Origin of the sequence: Labilithrix luteola, assembly GCF_001263205.1 — a bacterium.
Taxonomy (GTDB): Bacteria; Myxococcota_A; Polyangia; order Polyangiales; family Polyangiaceae; genus Labilithrix; species Labilithrix luteola.
Genome location: NZ_CP012333.1, coordinates 10,594,966 through 10,612,078 on the forward strand (window position 1 = coordinate 10,594,966; position 17,113 = coordinate 10,612,078).

19 protein-coding genes are annotated in these 17,113 nt (G+C 66.8%); 11 read left to right on the forward strand and 8 right to left on the reverse strand.

Annotated elements, in window-relative coordinates; translation table 11 throughout:
* Nucleotides 1-96 precede the first annotated feature (96 nt).
* From AKJ09_RS45740 to AKJ09_RS53825, 7 genes are all read left to right on the forward strand, one after another.
* Nucleotides 97-1,893 (forward strand): nickel-dependent hydrogenase large subunit, encoded by a 1,797-nt coding sequence (locus AKJ09_RS45740; protein ID WP_146654156.1) that lies wholly within the window; start codon nucleotides 97-99, stop codon nucleotides 1,891-1,893.
* Entirely contained in the window at nucleotides 1,890-2,501 is a 612-nt protein-coding gene (locus tag AKJ09_RS45745) for a NifU family protein (protein WP_169928434.1), read from the forward strand. Before AKJ09_RS45740 ends, AKJ09_RS45745 begins: the two co-directional genes overlap by 4 nt.
* Before the next feature lie 83 nt (nucleotides 2,502-2,584).
* A complete protein-coding gene (locus AKJ09_RS45750; RefSeq protein WP_146654158.1) occupies nucleotides 2,585-3,184 on the forward strand; it encodes a DUF5947 family protein in 600 nt (199 codons plus the stop codon).
* Nucleotides 3,181-3,825, forward strand: coding sequence for a DUF6084 family protein (locus AKJ09_RS45755; protein WP_146654159.1), 645 nt, complete (start codon nucleotides 3,181-3,183; stop codon nucleotides 3,823-3,825). Before AKJ09_RS45750 ends, AKJ09_RS45755 begins: the two co-directional genes overlap by 4 nt.
* On the forward strand, nucleotides 3,822-5,000 hold the full coding sequence (locus tag AKJ09_RS45760) for a hypothetical protein (RefSeq protein WP_146654160.1): 1,179 nt from the start codon (nucleotides 3,822-3,824) through the stop codon (nucleotides 4,998-5,000). The genes AKJ09_RS45755 and AKJ09_RS45760 overlap by 4 nt, the downstream gene beginning before the upstream one ends.
* On the forward strand, nucleotides 4,997-5,575 hold the full coding sequence (locus tag AKJ09_RS45765) for a hydrogenase maturation protease (protein ID WP_146654161.1): 579 nt from the start codon (nucleotides 4,997-4,999) through the stop codon (nucleotides 5,573-5,575). The genes AKJ09_RS45760 and AKJ09_RS45765 overlap by 4 nt, the downstream gene beginning before the upstream one ends.
* Nucleotides 5,572-5,715: a hypothetical protein gene (locus AKJ09_RS53825; protein ID WP_169928435.1), complete on the forward strand. Its 144-nt coding sequence runs from the start codon at nucleotides 5,572-5,574 to the stop codon at nucleotides 5,713-5,715. Before AKJ09_RS45765 ends, AKJ09_RS53825 begins: the two co-directional genes overlap by 4 nt.
* A gap of 42 nt (nucleotides 5,716-5,757) precedes the next feature.
* Here the strand turns inward: AKJ09_RS53825 and AKJ09_RS45770 are convergent, their stop codons facing one another.
* The 8 genes from AKJ09_RS45770 to AKJ09_RS45805 all read right to left on the reverse strand — a co-directional run bounded on the left by AKJ09_RS45770 (nucleotide 5,758) and on the right by AKJ09_RS45805 (nucleotide 13,721).
* The gene (locus AKJ09_RS45770) at nucleotides 5,758-6,318 is read right to left on the reverse strand and encodes a DUF4833 domain-containing protein (protein WP_146654162.1); all 561 of its coding nucleotides are present in this window, start codon (nucleotides 6,316-6,318) and stop codon (nucleotides 5,758-5,760) included.
* A 49-nt stretch (nucleotides 6,319-6,367) separates the two neighbouring features.
* Nucleotides 6,368-6,598, reverse strand: coding sequence for a hypothetical protein (locus tag AKJ09_RS45775; RefSeq protein WP_146654163.1), 231 nt, complete (start codon nucleotides 6,596-6,598; stop codon nucleotides 6,368-6,370).
* On the reverse strand, nucleotides 6,595-7,164 hold the full coding sequence (locus AKJ09_RS45780; protein ID WP_146654164.1) for an RNA polymerase sigma factor: 570 nt from the start codon (nucleotides 7,162-7,164) through the stop codon (nucleotides 6,595-6,597). Before AKJ09_RS45780 ends, AKJ09_RS45775 begins: the two co-directional genes overlap by 4 nt.
* 4 nt (nucleotides 7,165-7,168) lie before the next feature.
* Nucleotides 7,169-9,397, reverse strand: coding sequence for a VIT domain-containing protein (locus AKJ09_RS45785; RefSeq protein WP_169928436.1), 2,229 nt, complete (start codon nucleotides 9,395-9,397; stop codon nucleotides 7,169-7,171).
* A gap of 194 nt (nucleotides 9,398-9,591) precedes the next feature.
* On the reverse strand, nucleotides 9,592-11,127 hold the full coding sequence (locus AKJ09_RS45790) for a GMC family oxidoreductase (protein WP_146654166.1): 1,536 nt from the start codon (nucleotides 11,125-11,127) through the stop codon (nucleotides 9,592-9,594).
* 33 nt (nucleotides 11,128-11,160) lie between these two features.
* Nucleotides 11,161-12,192, reverse strand: coding sequence for a hypothetical protein (locus tag AKJ09_RS45795; RefSeq protein WP_146654167.1), 1,032 nt, complete (start codon nucleotides 12,190-12,192; stop codon nucleotides 11,161-11,163).
* 63 nt (nucleotides 12,193-12,255) lie between these two features.
* Entirely contained in the window at nucleotides 12,256-13,074 is an 819-nt protein-coding gene (locus AKJ09_RS45800) for a leucine-rich repeat domain-containing protein (RefSeq protein WP_146654168.1), read from the reverse strand.
* 86 nt (nucleotides 13,075-13,160) lie between these two features.
* Nucleotides 13,161-13,721: a hypothetical protein gene (locus tag AKJ09_RS45805; RefSeq protein ID WP_146654169.1), complete on the reverse strand. Its 561-nt coding sequence runs from the start codon at nucleotides 13,719-13,721 to the stop codon at nucleotides 13,161-13,163.
* A gap of 313 nt (nucleotides 13,722-14,034) precedes the next feature.
* Between AKJ09_RS45805 and AKJ09_RS45810 the strand changes: the two genes are divergently transcribed.
* The 4 genes from AKJ09_RS45810 (at nucleotide 14,035) to AKJ09_RS45825 (ending at nucleotide 17,097) form a co-directional block, all read left to right on the forward strand.
* On the forward strand, nucleotides 14,035-14,316 hold the full coding sequence (locus AKJ09_RS45810; RefSeq protein WP_146654170.1) for a hypothetical protein: 282 nt from the start codon (nucleotides 14,035-14,037) through the stop codon (nucleotides 14,314-14,316).
* Between the two features lie 280 nt (nucleotides 14,317-14,596).
* Complete coding sequence (locus AKJ09_RS45815; RefSeq protein WP_169928437.1) at nucleotides 14,597-15,229, forward strand: DsbA family oxidoreductase; 633 nt, start codon at nucleotides 14,597-14,599, stop codon at nucleotides 15,227-15,229.
* 59 nt (nucleotides 15,230-15,288) lie between these two features.
* On the forward strand, nucleotides 15,289-16,389 hold the full coding sequence (locus tag AKJ09_RS45820) for an alpha-hydroxy acid oxidase (protein WP_146654172.1): 1,101 nt from the start codon (nucleotides 15,289-15,291) through the stop codon (nucleotides 16,387-16,389).
* 138 nt (nucleotides 16,390-16,527) lie between these two features.
* Nucleotides 16,528-17,097 (forward strand): YceI family protein, encoded by a 570-nt coding sequence (locus tag AKJ09_RS45825; protein ID WP_205633974.1) that lies wholly within the window; start codon nucleotides 16,528-16,530, stop codon nucleotides 17,095-17,097.
* The last annotated feature ends 16 nt before the right edge of the window (nucleotides 17,098-17,113 follow it).

Below are 17,113 nucleotides of genomic sequence, written 5' to 3' on the forward strand. Positions count from 1 at the left end.
GGACACGGCACACGACGCCGACAACGAACCACGAGCACCGAAGGCGTGCGGCGCACGCAGACCTTCGGACCGCCAGAAGACTACGAGGAGATCGCGATGGCACAGCAGCCTACGACCGAGAGCACGAGCCGCCTCGTCGAGATGAACTGGGATCCGATTACCCGAATCGTCGGGAGCCTCGGCATCTACACGAAGATCGACTTCGGCAATCGACGCGTCGCGGAGTGTCACAGCACCTCGTCGATCTTCCGCGGCTACAGCGTGTTCATGAAGGGCAAAGATCCGCGTGACTCGCACTTCATCACGAGCCGCATCTGCGGGATCTGCGGCGACAACCACGCGACGTGCTCGTGCTACGCGCAGAACATGGCGTACGGCGTGAAGCCGCCAGCGCTCGGCGAGTGGATCGTCAATCTCGGCGAAGCAGCCGAGTACATGTTCGACCACAACATCTTCCAGGAGAACCTGGTCGCGGTCGACTTCTGCGAGCGCATGGTCAAGGAGACGAACCCCGGCGTATGGGAGCGGGCGACGAAGACCGCGGCGCCGAACGCCGAGCTCCACGGCTACAAGACCATCGCCGACATCATGCACTCGGTGAATCCCATCGAGGGCGCGTTCTATCGCGAAGCGCTCGAGATGAGCCGCATGACGCGCGAGATGTTCTGCCTGATGGAAGGGCGTCACGTGCACCCGTCGACGCTCTATCCCGGCGGCGTGGGCACCGAAGCGACCGTGCAGCTCTTCACCGACTACCTGACGCGTCTCATGAAGTACGTCGACTTCATGAAGCGCGTCGTGCCGATGCACGATGATCTCTTCGACTTCTTCTACGAGGCCCTGCCCGGTTACGAAGAGGTCGGACGCCGGCGCATCCTGCTCGGCTGTTGGGGCTCGTTCCAGAATCCCGACGTCTGCAACTTCGAATACAAGGACATGACGCGCTGGGGGCGCTCGATGTTCGTCACGCCGGGCGTCGTCGTCGACGGTCGACTCGTCACGACGGACCTCGTGAAGATCAACCTCGGGATCCGAATCCTGCTCGGCAGCTCGTACTACGACGACTGGGAAGATCAGGAGATGTTCGTGTCGCACGATCCGCTGGGAAATCCAGTCGATCGTCGTCATCCCTGGAACCAGCACACCATTCCGAAGCCGCAGAAGCGCGAGCTCGATGGCGGCAAGTACACGTGGGTCATGTCCCCGCGCTGGTTCGACGGCAAGGACCACCTCGCGCTCGACACCGGCGGCGGCCCCATCGCACGCCTCTGGACGACGGCGCTCGCCGGCATCGTCAGCCATCCGTACGTGAAGGCCACCGGCCAGAGCGTGCAGATCCACCTGCCGAAGTCGCCGAGTCGAGGCCCGGTCACGTTCGAGTGGAAGATCCCGCGCTGGTCGAACACGCTCGAGCGCGATCGCGCCCGCACCTACTTCCAGGCCTACGCGGCGGCGTGCGCGCTCTACTTCGTGGAGCGCGCGCTCGACGAAGTCCGCGCGGGTCGGACGAAGACGTGGGAGCGCTTCGACGTGCCGAAGGACGGGATCGGCTGCGGCTTCACCGAGGCCGTGCGCGGCGTGCTCTCGCACCACATGGTCATTCGCGACGGCAAGATCGCGAACTACCACCCCTACCCGCCCACGCCGTGGAACGCGAGCCCGCGCGACAGCTACGGCACGCTCGGTCCGTACGAGGACGCCGTGACCGGCCAGCCGATCTTCGAGGAGAACCCGGCGAGCCGCTTCAAGGGCATCGACATCATGCGCACGGTGCGGAGCTTCGATCCGTGCCTGCCCTGCGGCGTGCACATGTACCTCGGAGGAGGCCGCCTCATCGAGACGGTCCACGCGCCGCTCATTCTCGGCGGAAACAACGGAAGCGGGAGCAAGTGAGCCAGACAAGTCAGGCGGACCTCGAGCACGAGCTCGACGACGCGGGCGAACGCATCGCGCACGCGCTCGCGGAGCTACGCCAAACGGCCTCTCCCGAGATCGCTTCGAAGGTCGAACACCTCGTGAGCGACATCGTGGGCCTCTACGGCGAAGCGCTGGCGCGTGTCGTGTCCGCCCTGGCCGGAGAAACCACCGAGGCAGCGCGCTCCACGCTGGTCCGCGATCCGCTCGTGGGCGCGCTGCTCGTGCTCCACGATCTCCATCCGGACGACCTCGAGGCCCGCATCCAGCGCGCGCTCGACGGCGTACGGCCGTATCTTGGCTCGCACGGTGGCGCGATTTCGCTGCTCGGCGTGGACGAAGGCGCGACGGTTCGCCTGCGCTTCGAAGGAAGCTGCGACGGATGTTCGTCGTCGGCCGAGACCGCGACGGACCTCGTCGAGCGGGCGATCACCGAAGCGGCGCCCGAGATCGTGCAGGTCGTGTTCGAAGGGCTCGCCGACAAAGCCCCGACGCATGCGCCGCCACCGGACAAGCTCGTGCAGATCGGGCGGCCCCGTGACGCGGGCACGAACGGCAAGGCCGCGCGAAAGGACACGTTGCCTTGAACCAGAACGGGCGACCACGCGCTCCGTTCGGAGCCCTCGCACCCTTCGCCTCCCGCATCGGACCTCGCGCGAGACGGTCGCCCGTGGCCTCGCCGAGCGCGGGCCCTGCACCGCCGTCGCCTTGCGAGATGTGCGCGGCGCCGATGCCCGAGGAGCACGAGCACCTCGTCCGCGTCGGAATGCCGGGCATTCTCTGCGTATGTCGCGCATGCCGGCTCTTGCTCTCGGCGGAGGGCGCAGGCCACGGCAAGTTCAAGGCCGTCCCCGATCGCTGGGTCGGCGGCCGAGAGCTGTCGCTCGACGACGAGCAGTGGATGCGCCTCGGGATCCCCGTCCGCATCGCATTCTTCGTCGTCGACTCGAGCCGCGGGCACCCGGTCGGCTTCTATCCGAGCCCGGGCGGCGCGATCGAGGCCGAGCTCGACGACGGTTCGCGACGTGATCTGTCTGCGACGGCAGGCATCGGCATGCTCGAACCCGACGTCGAGGCGTGGCTCGTCGACGGACGCGATCGCGACGCGGCCACCGGTTGGGTCGTTCCGCTGAATGCCGCGTACGAGCTCGTCGCGCGCCTCCGCATGGCCTGGGAGGGGTTCACCGGCGGTCCTCGGGCTCGCGCGGCCCTCGAGGCCTTCTTCGAACGCGCGCGGCGCAACGCCGATGGAAACGCGAGGCCTGTATGAGCGTGGTTGGTTTCCGTGTGAGCGGTGCGAAGCCCGTTCTGAACGCGATGGCGCCGACGCTCGCCTTCGACCTCGACGTCGAAGCCGCCGAGGGTCGTCACGTGCAAGGCCTCTTGCTTTCGGTGCAGGTGCGTATCGAGGCCCACCGTCGGCACTACACGGAGGAAGAGGGCGAACGGCTCACCGAGCTCTTCGGCGAACGCGCGCGCTGGCCACAGACGATGCGACCGTTCGTGTGGGCCCACGCCACGGCCACGAGCGGCGCGTTCGAAGGCGAGACGCGCATCGCGCTGCATGTACCGTGCAGCTACGACCTCGAGATCTCGGCGGCAAAGTACTTCCACGCGCTCGATGCGGGGGCGATTCCCCTGCTCTTCCTCTTCACCGGGACCGTCTTCGCGCGCGGCGATGGCGGCGAGCTCGAAATCGGTCGCGTCTCCTGGGACCAGGAAGCGAGGCACGAGCTACCGACCAGCACTTGGCGCGCACTCATGGATGCGCACTGGCCGGACGCCGGCTGGCTTCGACTCGAGCGCGACACGCTCAACGCCCTCTTGCGCTTCAAGGCTCGGCGGGCAGTCCCCAACTGGGACTCCGCCATGAAGGCGCTCCTGGAAGCCGCCGGCGAGGACTCCACATGACCGACCACACGCAGAAGGGTCCCCTCTTCGAGCGCGCCCGCTCGATTGCGAACGCCGTGCTCTACGAGGGGTACGTTCTCTATCCGTATCGCGCGTCGTCGACGAAGAACCAGTGGCGCTGGCAATTCGGCGTCCTCGCGCCGCGCGCGTGGAGCGAGGCGACGGGCTGTGAAGGCTGGGCGATGCAGACCGAGTGCCTCCTCGAAGCGACCTCCGACTTCACCGTCGAAGCGTGCGTGCGGGGCTTCCGTCTGCGACGCCGCGCGAGTGCCGCGTGGGAGGAAGGTTCCGAGCTCGAGTTCGAGGCCTCGTGCGACGTGCTCACCTCCGATGGCACGCGCGTCGTTCGCGACTTCGACCTCGCCACCGAGACCGACCCGAGCAAAGGGACCTTCGAGCCCATCGCGATCCGAGTCGAGATCGCCGTCGAGCCCATTCCCTCGGCAAAGAATCCGCTCTTCAGGGTTCGCCTCCGCGTCGAGAACCGCACGCCGTGGAGAGACGTCCGAGCATCGCGCGAGAACGCCCTTCTCTCGTCACTCGCGAGTGTGCACGCCCTCATCGGCGTGCGCCGCGCGTCGTTCTTGTCGATGACCGACGCGCCGACATGGGCCAAGCAGGCCGCGGGCACGTGCGTCAACGAGCGCGCGTGGCCGGTTCTCGTGGGGAGCGAGGGAGAGCGCGACGTGGTGCTCGCTTCGCCCATCATCCTCTACGACTACCCGCAGATTGCGCCCGAGAGCCCAGGCGATCTCTGCGACGGCCTCGAGATCGACGAGATCCTCACGCTCCGCACGCTCACGCTGACCGACGAGGAGAAGCAACAAGCGCGGGCCACCGACGCGCGCGCCGCGGCCATCGTCGACCGTGCCGACGCCCTCACGCCCGAGCAGTTGGGACGCCTCCACGGGACCTTCCGCGATGCTCCGCCGCGCGTCACCACCAAGGTCTCGCTCGAACGTGGGGCCAAGGTTCGACTGATGCCGAAGCGGCGCGCGGACGCGCAGGACATGTTCCTCGTCGGGCGCATCGCCACCATCGAAGACGTCCTCACCGACGTGGAAGGCAACGGCCACGTCGCCGTGACGCTCGTGGACGATCCGGCCTCGGATCTCCACCAGTGGTACGGGCGCTATCTCTATTTCTCGCCGGACGAGCTGGAGGCGGTCGAATGAATCCGAACGTCTTGGTCGCGGGTGTCGGAAACATCTTGCTCGGCGACGACGGCTTCGGGGTCGAAGTCGCGAGGCGCCTTTCACGAACGCCTCAAGCGCAGACCGTGCGCGTGGCCGACTTCGGCATTCGCTCGCTCCATCTCGCCTACGAGCTGCTCGAAGGCTACGACACACTCGTGCTCATCGACGCGATGTCGCGCGGTGACACGCCTGGCACGGTTTTCGTCGTCGAGCCGGACCTCGACCACCTCGAGCGCCTCGACGAGCCTTCCGCCGACGACGGGGCCACACCGAGCCCCATGCTCGATGCCCACACGCTCCACCCCGCGGCCGTCCTGCGAACCGCACGCGCGCTCGGGGCCCGTCTCGCTACGATTCGCATCGTTGGATGCGAGCCGGCCGAGCTCGAACCGCGCATCGGCCTCAGCGCGCCGGTCGAAGGAGCCGTCGAGAGAGCGGTTGTGCTCGTCGGCGAGCTCGTGAAGACACTCGGGCACGCGACTGGCACGCCTGCGAACGATAGCGACGCGAACGAAGCGAACGAAGCGATCGAAACGAGAGGAGGCTCGCGATGATGATTCGAATCGGAAAGCCCAAGCACAGTCACGTGAAGCGCAACGTCATCAGCGCGCTCCTCTTGGGCGTCGCGGCACTGGCCCTCGCGCCGAGCGCCATCCACGACATCGTTCGTTACGTGCGCATCAGCCGCATGTGAACGGCCAAACGATGCGCGCCGACGTTCGCCGCCTCGAGTGCTCTAGGACTTGAGCCGCTCGGTGACCTTCTTGCCCGTCGACATCTCGGTGCCGAACGCGTCGACGTATTTGACCTTCGGCATCACGCCGCCCTCGTCACTCGCCACGTAGAGATGGTCGAGAACGGCCGTGGCGCCTGCGATGATCATCTGCGCGACCCAGCGGCCATTCCAGTAGAAGACGCGAATCGGTCGATCGGTTGACGCGTTCAGGCGCAAAGTCCAGGCGTTCGCGCCCTTTTCGCGCTCGACCTTGAACCCGTAGGCCATCTTGTCGAGGCTGCTGAACTCCTGTCGGCGGCCATCCTCCGCCCTGCGGAGCCAGTAACCGATGATCGGCGTGTCCTTGTCGAGCTCCGTCGGAGTGCCGAGCACCGCATCGTACTGGACGATGTTGGCGTTCTTGCTCCGATCGATGCGAAACAGCGTCTGGGTCGTCTTGAGGACGGCCCAGGCGGACGGCGCCCTGGCCAGGATCGCGAGTCCGATTCCGCCGAGGACGAACGACCGGCGCGTGATGTGCCGACTGCGACGCGTGCCTGGTCCGCGAACGCGACCACTCATGCCTCGGGCCTAGCGAGTCCGATGCCAAAGACGGCTGCGCCGCGGCGCCTCAGCGTCCTTCGACCTTCGCGAGCACCGCACGCGCCGTCGTCGAGAGGCCGTCGGGATCGAGCGCAGACTCGACCGTTCGAAGCGTCTTCGCCAGATCGAATGCCTGCTGGCGCCCGGCCGCGTCGAGATCGTGCCATGCGGGGTGGTAGCGCAGGGCATCACGCACCGGAGGACGCCACGCCCCGGCGACCTGCTCGATCAGGTTCTCCTCGTCATGTTCCTCGGTCATGTCTCGAGCTCCGGCAAGGCGATACCGTGCTTACGCAGGCACTCGGCGAGCAACCGACGCGCGCGTCCGAAGTTCTGGAGGAAGGTGTTGAGCCTCATTCCGAGCTGGCTCGCGAGGTCCAGATCTTCACTGCGGCCTTCGCTCCGTACGCGTGCGTCGAGCGCCTGTCTTGGCTTCTCGGGCAGCTTGTCATGACACTCCGCGATGACCTTGCGAAGCATCGGGTCGGGAGACGAGACCTCGGACGGCTCGTCGTCGGCCATCACGCGCTCGAGCTCGTCGTCTTCCACCGGACGCGCGCGCGTTCGACGTAACTCGCTGATGGCGAGGTTACGGGCGATGCGGATGCCGAGACGCACGAGACCGTCGGGTCGCCCGTCCGGCACGAAGCGAGGAGCGACGTGCCAGACGCGCAGCAAGGCTTCCTGGAGAACCGACTCCACGTCCACCACGGTGGCGAACGAGCGAAGGCTCTCGCGCATGCGCCCTTCCGCGCGCGCCATCCATTGGCCGAACGCTCGCGTGTCGCGGGCAACGATGGCGGGGAGGAAGGCGTCGAGATCCATCGATTCAGCGTCCGAGAAGCCACGCCGCGAGGGCGAGGAGTACGAGGATTAGGAGAACCAGTGCGACGAGCCAAAGCCGGGTCCGGCGCTTCGGAACGGAGGCGACGAGCGCTTCGCGTCTCGCATCGGCAGCGGGCAATGCCTCGCCCTTCCGCGCAGGAGCCGGTGCCCCGCCACTCGACGCTTGCGGAACCACGCTCGCCAGGTCCGCCTCGGCCTGCGGCGCTGCCCCTGCCGCGCTCTCCCCTTCCGCCGGCGGGGGCGCGGCGAAAGCCGCTCGCTTGCGCATTGGACCGCTCGGACCGCGCGGCGCCGGTGAAGGCGGCATCTGCATCACCGGTGCGCTCATGGGACGAGCGACGGACATCGGCATCGCGGCCGCCGGCGGCGCACCGCCAAAGCCCAGCGTTGCGCTGCCAAGGCCGAAGCTCGCGAGGCTCGTACCGAACGGCAGCTCCTGCGGGACGCTCTCGCTGCGCGAGCCCGACTGCGGATCGACCGAAGGAGCGTCGTCTACGGCGACCCACGACGTCATCCGCGTCGAGATCTGGAACACGACGCCGAGGCTCTCGATCTCGCGGTCGACGGCCTTCGCTTCCTCGCCCATCGTCCAGCGCACCTCGAGATCCGCGACGCGCTCGAGAGCATACAGCGCCGTGACGGCTCGCTCTCCGCTGCTCGGCGCAATCGGGGCCACATGCACGCGCTCTTCCCAGGTTCCACGCGCAAGCTTCCCGCGAATCACGAGCTCGCCGCCATTCGGATTCAACTTCAACGCCGCGAGAAGCGGCGCGCCGGCGAAGACGTCGGGCAAGGCTTCGGGGGCCATCTCGACGAGAGCGTCACCGGTGATGGTCACGTCGGTGAGGATCGGCGCGCACGTCCGGTCGAGCAGCACGCGACAGGCCTTCTCGGCGTCCTCGCTCAATCCCACGAGGATCTCCGCGCCGCGGCCGGCGCGCGCGATGGCCGTCGAAAGCGACCGATTCACAGCAGCTCCGACCCCCACGACGTGCATGCGACAGCCCTCCGGCAAGCGCTCGTGGAGCAGCGTGATCAGCTGCTTCTCGCCGCCCACGTAGCCGTCGGTCAAGAGCACGACCTGCCGCTGAGCACCGGCGCGAAGCGTGGTGAGCGCCTCGACGATGCCCGAGTACATCTCGGTTCCGCCTTGGGCCTCGAGCCCCATCACCCACGCGATCGCCTTCTTTTTCGCCTCGCGGGTGGCCACGATGGGTGAATGCGCATAGCGCGTCGGACGCGAGGAGAACTCCACGAGCTCGAAGCGATCCGCCTCGCCGAGTGACTCGATGAGCTGCCCGACGACGCGCTTCGCCTGCGTGAGAGGCCCTCCGGACATCGATCCACTCGTGTCGAGGAGCACGACGAGATCCCGCGACTGCGCAGCCATCCCGGCATCGGGCGACGGTGGAACGACGGTGAGAAGCCCGTAGCCATGACGCCCATGGGGAGACGTCGCGGCCGGACGAGCAACGGCGAGCGAAGCGCCGATCGACGGCTTCACCACCGCCCAGCGGACCACGATGTCTCGGTCCAGCCGCTCCCCTGCACCCGACGCGAGCTCGATGACGCCGTCGTCGCGCGTTCGGAGCGAATGCGAGGGCGATTCCACGCGGCGCCCATCGGAGAGCACGTCACCGACCGCGAGCTCGAGCCCGATACGCGCGCGAACGCCTTTTTCAGCGACGTCTACGTGCACCGCCGCGGCGTCCTCGGGCGTCTCGGTGGCGCCGACGTAACGCGGACCGATCACCGTGGGGAACCGAAGCTCCCATTCGCCTTCCGTTCGCCACGCCAATCGAAGGTCCATCGTGATGCGCGCCGTGATGCGCTGGCGCGACGGAATGTTCCCGATGCTCTGCGTGAAAACGTCCGCCCGCTCTTGCTCGAGGAGCGCCGAGGTCTTGCCCTCCAGGATCGCCTTCTCGAAGGTCTCGCGCGCAGCCGCTTTGCGATCGACACGACCGGCCACCGTGCGTGCGCCGATCTCGAACGCGTAGCCACTCACGCTGCCATCCGCGGGAAGCGGCATGCGGTAGGTGACCTTCAGCGTCTCTTCATACGGATTCTCGAAGACCTGCTCGAGCACCGCACGCGCCAGGCCGCCCTTCGTCTCGACGCGCAGGTGCGCCGACACGAGGGGCAACGAGCGACCGTCCGCCGTTTCCATGTCGGCGCCGCACGGCTCGTGGTCGATCGAGGGAGGAGGCACGGGCATCCGGTACGGCGAGGAAGTGGGAGAGCAGGCTAGCGTCATCGGGCGACCTTTCGTGCGAACGAATCTCGTTCGGTTCGAAGGCCCAACGCAGGCCGCCCGGGCCTGGTGACAAAGAAAACGCGAGCTCGGGCGATTTCGAAGTTCGCTCGAATTTCCAGCGCCTTAGCCTGATCGCTGGGGCGAAAGGCTCACGCTTCTTCTTTGAGCCACTCGCCGAAGCGTTCGCCGATCATCAAGGTCGGCAGGTTCGTGTTCGAGCTCGTGATGGTGGGCATCAGGCTTGCGTCTGCCACGTACAGGTCGCGCACGTAGCGCACACGCCCTCGGCCATCGGTCGCCGCGAGCGGGTCGTCGTCGCGCCCCATCGGGACGGTGCCGCACGGATGGTAGCCCGACCCCGTGATCTGCTCGATGGGCCTGCGGAAGTTGCCTTCCTCGTCGAAGGGCGAACGCGACGGATACACGGGACGCGCGAGACGCGAGAGCGCCTTCGTCTTCGCGAGCCGGCCGATCCAGCGAAGCGCGTCGAGGCCGATGCGCTTGTCGCCTTCGTCGGCGAAGAGCGCCGTCTCGATGACCGGCGCCGCGTTCGGCCTCGCCGATCGGAAGCGAAGTCGACCGGCCGCGCGAACCTTGCCGATGCACGCCGCGAGGGTCACGCCGGGAACCGGCAAACGAGGCAGCGGGAGAAACGATCCGGGCTGGATCTGCACGTCGTTCGGACACGCGCTGCCCGTCGACGTGTACCGATGCACGGTCTGCACGAGGGGATGATCGATCTTCGACATGCCCGACTGGCGCGGCAGGAAGAAAACGGCGACGCCCGGATGATCGAGCAGACGCGAACCCACGCCGGGAACGTCTGCCACGAGCTCGACGCCGAGACGCGCGATCTCCGCCGCAGGGCCGATGCCCGACCGGAGCAGAACGCCCGGCGTCGCGATCGCCCCGCCGGCAAGCACGACGCGATCACCGTGCATCTCGAACACGCGTCCGAAGCGTTCGACCTCGACCCCCTGCGCGCGACCATCCTTCACGATCACGCGACGCACGAGCGTGTCGGGCACGATCGAGAAGTTCGAACGAGCACGGACTTCGGCGGTCAGATAGCAGCGGGCAGCGCTCATGCGCTCGCCGCCGATCTTGTTCATGGCATGCGGGCCGGCTCCCGCCGTGGTGGGGTCGTTCGTATCTTCGGACTTCGGGAAACCGAGCTCCTCGCAAGCCTCCAGAAACGCCGCTTGCCACGGCACAAGCTCGTCTTCGCGATGGCGGCGAATGGGAATGGGCCCCTGCCGACCATGCCACTCGTTGTCGAAGTCGAGATCGTTCTCGAGCCTCTTGAACGCCGGGAGACACGCCTCCCACGACCATTCCGGCAGGCCCAACGACGCCCATTCGTCGTAGTCGTACGGCTGCCCTCGCAAGGCAATGCACGTGTTGACGGCCGACGACCCGCCGACCACGCGACCGCGTGGGAACTCCATCGGCAGCGCGCTCCAGAACCGGTGTTCGGTCGCCTTGTACGTGTAGCCCCAGTCGTGGCTGTACATGGCGTTCTTCTTGCCGCTCCGGAGATCGGCAGGGAGCACCTCGGGGCGTTCGCTCGCCAACGGATAGTCGGGCCCGGCTTCCACGAGCACGACATCGTGCCGAGAATCCTCCGACAAACGTGCGGCGATTACCGAACCTGCCGAGCCCGCGCCGACGACGACGGTGCGCATCGCTGGGCATCGTAGTCCGAATGGGCGCGAAGATCAGCGTCGGAGCTGAAATACCGGTCCGAGCGCGTCGATGCGTTCTGCCGCATCATCGTCGTCTTCGAGCGCGGCTTCGACACGCACGCGAACCTGGGGATCGGTTACGATACGCACGAGTTCCTCGTCGTTCGCCCCGTGCCGTCGCTTGAGCAGCCGAGCCGCGGCCATGCGCGCATCGACCTGCGCAGCCTCGTTCGTCAGCGTCCCGACCAGCGCATCGCGAGCGGGCACGTCTCCGCGATAGGCGCTCCCTTCGGAGGCTGCCGCATCGAGCCTCGCCAGCCATGCGGCCGTCGGCTCATCGCGACGAACGAGTGGCCCGGTCTCGGCGACGGGCGCGTCTGCCGTGTCGGCCGCGTCTGCGTGCAGCCTGGCATGGGCCTCGAGCGCGCTGTCTTTCGCGAGCGAGAGGCGCGCTCCCGACATCACGCGCCCGACGAGCACGATCAGCGAGAGCGCCGAAAACACGACGCCAGGAATGCCCAGTGCCTTCGAGCCGATCGGCGCATCCGGCATCGTCGTCGCCGACTGGTACAGCAGGGCGAACATCACGGTCGCGATGGACAAGGCCCCCTGGGCAATGGCCCCCTCGCCCCACGTCCGCGACTTCTCGATGTTCCCGAGCGCCTCGGGTGTCTTTCCGAGAGCGTCGATCACGCGTTGGGCGTCCTCGGCGCGTTCCACCTCGAGAAAGAGGAGGCGTTTGCGGAGGCGAAGCCCCACGCTGGTTCCCCGATGCGCCGCGGCCAGGAAGACCGCCTCGACGTCCTCCGCCGCGATTCGACGCCCGCCGACCACGATCGCTCGCGGCGAAAGCCGGAGGAACGAAAGCCGACTCGACACGGGCCGCGCAAGCCAGGGACCGAGGGCCGCGAGGACCATGGTCAAGCCGACGAGGACGAACTCGAACGTGCTCGGCGGTGTGGGCAGAAGGTGGAAGAACAGGTCGTCGAGCAGAACGCCGAGAAGCGCGAGGACGGCCCCGCCCGTCAGCGCGAGCGGCAAGCCGGCCCCATCTCGCTTGCTCACGACCCGGACATACACGCCAGAACGTGAACGCCCGGGACGCGCGCCCTCTTCCCCCATACGGGGCTACTTCGTCACGACCTTGAGGCCGCGGCCGACCAGCGGTTGAATCGTGTCGAGGTTGTTGATGGCGCAGCCCTCGACGTAGAGGAACTTCAGCTTCGTGGCCTCCTTGAGAGGGCTCACGTCGCTGACGTTCGTGTGCTTGATGCTGACCTTCTCGAGCTTCTTCGCCTTCGCGAGCGGCGCGAGGTCGGAGACCTGCGTGTCGTCGAGTTGCAGCTCGGTGAGGTTCACGAGATTCGCGAGCGGGGCGATGTCACGAACGTGCGTGCGACCGAGATCGAGCCGGTCGAGCAAGACGAGCTTCTCGAGCGGCTTGAGATCCTCGACCTCGTTGATCGACGCGCGCAGAGACTCGAGTTGAACGAGGTTTGCGATCGGGCGGAGATCGCGGAGCTTCCCGGGCCCCAGGTACAGGTGCTTCAGGTTCGTCATCTTCGGGATGACGCACGGGTCGAGCTCGTCGAGCGACTGCTTCTTCGTGAGGTTCAGCGAACGGATGTTCGCGAGGTCGGAGACCTTCAGCGGATCCTTCGGCTTCGAGAGCTTGAGACGGATCTCCGCCTCGAGGTCCGGATCGGTCAGCGTCAGATCGTTGCCCGTGGGGCAGATGACTTCCTTCGCTTTGACCGGCTCGGGCGCCGCGCTCGCCGACGGCATGGCGGAGGGGACGGCTTCCCTTGCCGCAACCGCGCCAGAGGCTGCGGCCGACGCCGAGGCACTCGCCTTGGCGAGCAAGTCGTCCTTCTTCTTGTCCTCGTCGCAACCCGAAGCGACAGCCACGACAGCTACGAGGGCGACCAAGCTCGCGATGCGTTTCATGGGGGCGCAGCATACTCTCGAGCTGCCGAAACGCGCCGGAAAAGCTCGTCAATGGCCCCGCTTCGCCGAATCTCGCATTCCTCGGTTCAGGGGGCGCCGGTCGGGAATGCCCCACCCACGATCGGGGTGCCGTCCTTCGCTTGGAACGTGCAGAGAAAAAATGTCTCGGACGACCACGAGTTCAGGGGGCCGCGACCACAGTCCATTTGGCCCTTCGTGGTCCCCAGGATCGAAACCTTGCCATCGTCGAGCGTCACCTTCGGGTCGCTCTCCCGCATCGCGCTGCCAATCGAGATCGCCCAGAGAGGGCTACCATCCGCTGCCGTTTTGATGACGAAGACGTCGCGGTCACCGCGACTGCGAAGGAGCGTCGCCCCGCCCACCATCGTTCGCGTGAACGTGCCGGTCTCGTACAGATTGCCGCTCGCGTCACGCACGCTCGACGTGAATTCCGGCTCCACGCTGTCGTCCCCGAGCGAAACGATTTTCTCCGAGTCGGACGGCGGCGTCGAACGACGCCCAGGAGGAGGGTCCGCTGCCTCCGTGATGGGGGCGTCGTCGTGTGAGACCGTCTCGACGGGCGCACTGCAGTGAATCCCGCACAGCGCCGTGAGGACGATCAGCCCTGCGTATCTCTTGTCGAGCATCGCGAGCTCCTCCGTCGCGCGCGGAGAACCACCTCGGTCCGCCTCGGCGACTCACCTCGAAAACTGCAACGACCGCGCCGCTCGCGCTGTTCAGTACGGTCGAGCCAAAGCCCGCCCTTTCGGGCGCTGCCTCAGCCGACGCAATCGCGCGCATACGCGAACATTGTGGCGTAAGAGCTTCGAACGTCCCCAAGAAAGACTTCGAGAGCGAGCGCAAGAACGAGCCCAGACACGAACCCGCGAACGAATCAGGTCTCGTGTTTCGACGACAGGAGTGTTTGCGTTCGCAACGCAGCGACGTAAAGCTGCGACGATGGCGGCGCGCACTTGCCCCTGCGGTCACACCCGGGGACATCCCGAGGTTCAACAAGAGCCGGAATACACGCTCTGGGGCTGGATCTGCCTCAGCATGTTCGGCGTCACGCCCTCGCCCGAGCGCATCGTGTTTCGATGCATTCGGTGCAAGCGCAGCCTGGGAAGCTCGCGTGATCCGGCTCTCCTCCACAAAAAGCGCATGCCGGACGCGCCCTCGCGAGGCGGGACGGGCTCGTCGGGCTCGGCCGAAACTGCTCCGGAGTCGCAACGGCAGCAGTAAACCCATCGTCCAACGGTTTTGTGCTGGCGGCTTCCGTCGTCACCGCGGAAACACGGCCGTCCCTGAAAATCAGGCGCGAGCACATGACATGTGGGCGCGTGAAGAGCTCGCGAATCGCGTGATCGATGCACTGAGGAGTGCCTGCAGAAAAACGCAGCGGGAATGCGGAACGCGAGGTTGCGCGAAGCCGCGCGACGTCCTCGCCCCGACCGACATCGAAGTACTCTCGCTACATTCGTTCTGCGTGTCGCCGCAACCCTCAGCCCATCGAGCCCAAGCCATGACCGACGTATCCATCGACATCGTTTCGGACATCGTGTGTCCGTGGTGCTTCATCGGCTCGCGGCGTGTGGAGCAGGCGCTCGAGGGGCTCGACGTCCGGGCAAAGGTGGCGTTCCACCCATTTCTCCTCGATCCGTCGCTGCCTGCCGAAGGTGTCGACCTGAGAGAGCGCCTCGCGAAACGCTACAATGTCGACCCCGATCGCATGTTCGGGCGTGTCGAAGAGGCCGCGCGGCAGTCGGGCATTCCGCTCGACTTCGCCAAGGTCCGCCGCATGCCGAGCACGGTCAAAGGTCACACGCTCGTGCGTCACGCCGAAGCGCTCGGCACCCAGCCGGCGCTCGCGCGCGCACTCTTCGCGGCGTACTTCCTCGAAGGGCGTGACATCGGCGACACCACCACCCTCGCCGACATCGCCGAGCAGCACGGGTTCACGCGCGACGCAGCTCTTGCCCTGCTGTCGAACGACGCAGAGCTCGAAGAGACCAAGGCCATTGCTCGCTCGTTCTCCGAGCGCGGTATCACGGGCGTCCCGTTCGTCATCGTGAACGACAAGGTCGCCATCAATGGGGCGCAACCCGTCGAGATCTTCCAGCAGGCGATCACGCGTGCGGCCACGATGAACGCGTAGGCACATGCCCGTTTGACAGGACCGCGCGCAAGGGGCGAAGCTCGAGCTTCGCGCGCGCCATGGATCCCAAACTCGCCAAGCTGGTGACCGTCGACGACTTCGAGGCCGTCGCACGGGGAAATCTCACGCACTCCGCGTACGACTATTACCGTTCCGGCGCGGACGAAGAGCACACGCTCCATCGCAATCGCAGCGCGTGGACGACCTACGAGCTTTGGTATCGCGCGCTCGTCGATGTCGCGCAGCCGGACATCCGCACCACGGTTCTCGGCACGACGCTTCGCTCGCCGATCAGCATCGCGCCGACGGCCTATCACACGCTGGCCCATCCGGAAGGCGAACGCGCCACCGCGCGGGCCGCCGCCGACGTCGGCACGCTCTACGTAGCCTCCACGCTGGCGACGACCACGCTCGAAGACGTCGCGTTGGCCGCTCCCGGCGCGCCGCGCTGGTTCCAGCTCTACGTCCACACGGATCGGGCCTTCACGGCACGGCTCGTCGAGCGCGCCAAGGCCGCCGGCTACAGCGCCATCGCCTTCACCGCCGATACGCCCTGCCTCGGCCGGCGCTGCGCCGACGTGAGAAACGGCTTCGCGCTGCCGAACGGCATGGAGATGGCCAACCTCGTCGACATCGTTCCGCCCGATCTCCGTGAGGGCGCCGGCTCCGAGCTTGCCCGCTTCATGGCTTCGCGGCACGATCCGTCCTTCAGCTGGAAAGACTTCGAAGCGCTCGCCAAGATGTGCGCGCCGCTTCCGCTGGTCATCAAAGGCATCGTCCGCGGCGACGACGCACGACGCGCTCTCGACCACGGCGCGAAGGCCATCTGGGTCTCGAACCACGGCGGCCGTCAGCTCGACCTCGCGCCCGCCACCGCGGACGCCTTGGTCGACGTCGTCTCGGCCGTCGGCGAGCAGGCCGACGTCTACGTGGACGGCGGCATTCGCTCGGGCACCCATGCGCTCGTGGCGCTCGGGCTCGGCGCCACGGCCGTGTTCGTCGGTCGGCCGGTCCTCTGGGGGCTCGCCGCCGGCGGTCACGCAGGCGTCACACGCGTGCTCGAGCTGCTCGACGAAGAGCTGGTGCGCGCGATGCGCCTGGCCGGCTGTCCGGACCTCGCCTCTGCGCGTGACGGCCTCGTACGGCACCGTTCGCGCTGATTTTCCGCGCACTGGACAGCATTGCTCGGATCGGTCCCCAGATTGTTCCACCCGTGCAACGATGCGTTCGCGCGATGCCGGCTTTCGGAGAGCGACGAGACGGGCCATCGTCACATCGGTCGAACCAAGGAGACTGCAATGAGCACGAGCACCGAGGCCACTACTTCTACGTCCGCCGGCCTGAAGACCTGGAACATCGACCCCTCGCACTCGGGTGTGACGTTCAAGGTTCGCCACCTCATGATCACCAACGTCCGCGGCGAGTTCCAGAAGTTCTCGGGCGCCGTGAAGTACGATCCGTCGAACCTCGCGGCTTCGAGCGCCGAGGCGACGATCGAAGTCGGTTCGATCAACACGAAGGAGCAGGGCCGCGACGATCACCTCAAGAGCGCCGACTTCTTCGACGCCGCGAAGTACCCGAACATCACCTTCAAGTCGCGCGCGATTCGCCAGGGTAAGGAAGGCCTCGAGATCGTCGGCGACCTGACGATCCGCGATCAGGCGCGTGAAGTCGTTCTCCAGGTCGAAGGTCCGACGCCCGAGCAGAAAGACCCCTGGGGCAATACCCGTATCGGCGCTTCGGCCGAAACGAAAATCAAGCGTTCCGAGTTCGGCATCACGTGGAATACGGTGCTCGAAGCCGGCGGCGTGGCCGTCAGCGACGACATTCACATCCACCTCGACCTGTCGCTCGTGCTCGCGAAGTGAGGCTCTTCATGCAAAC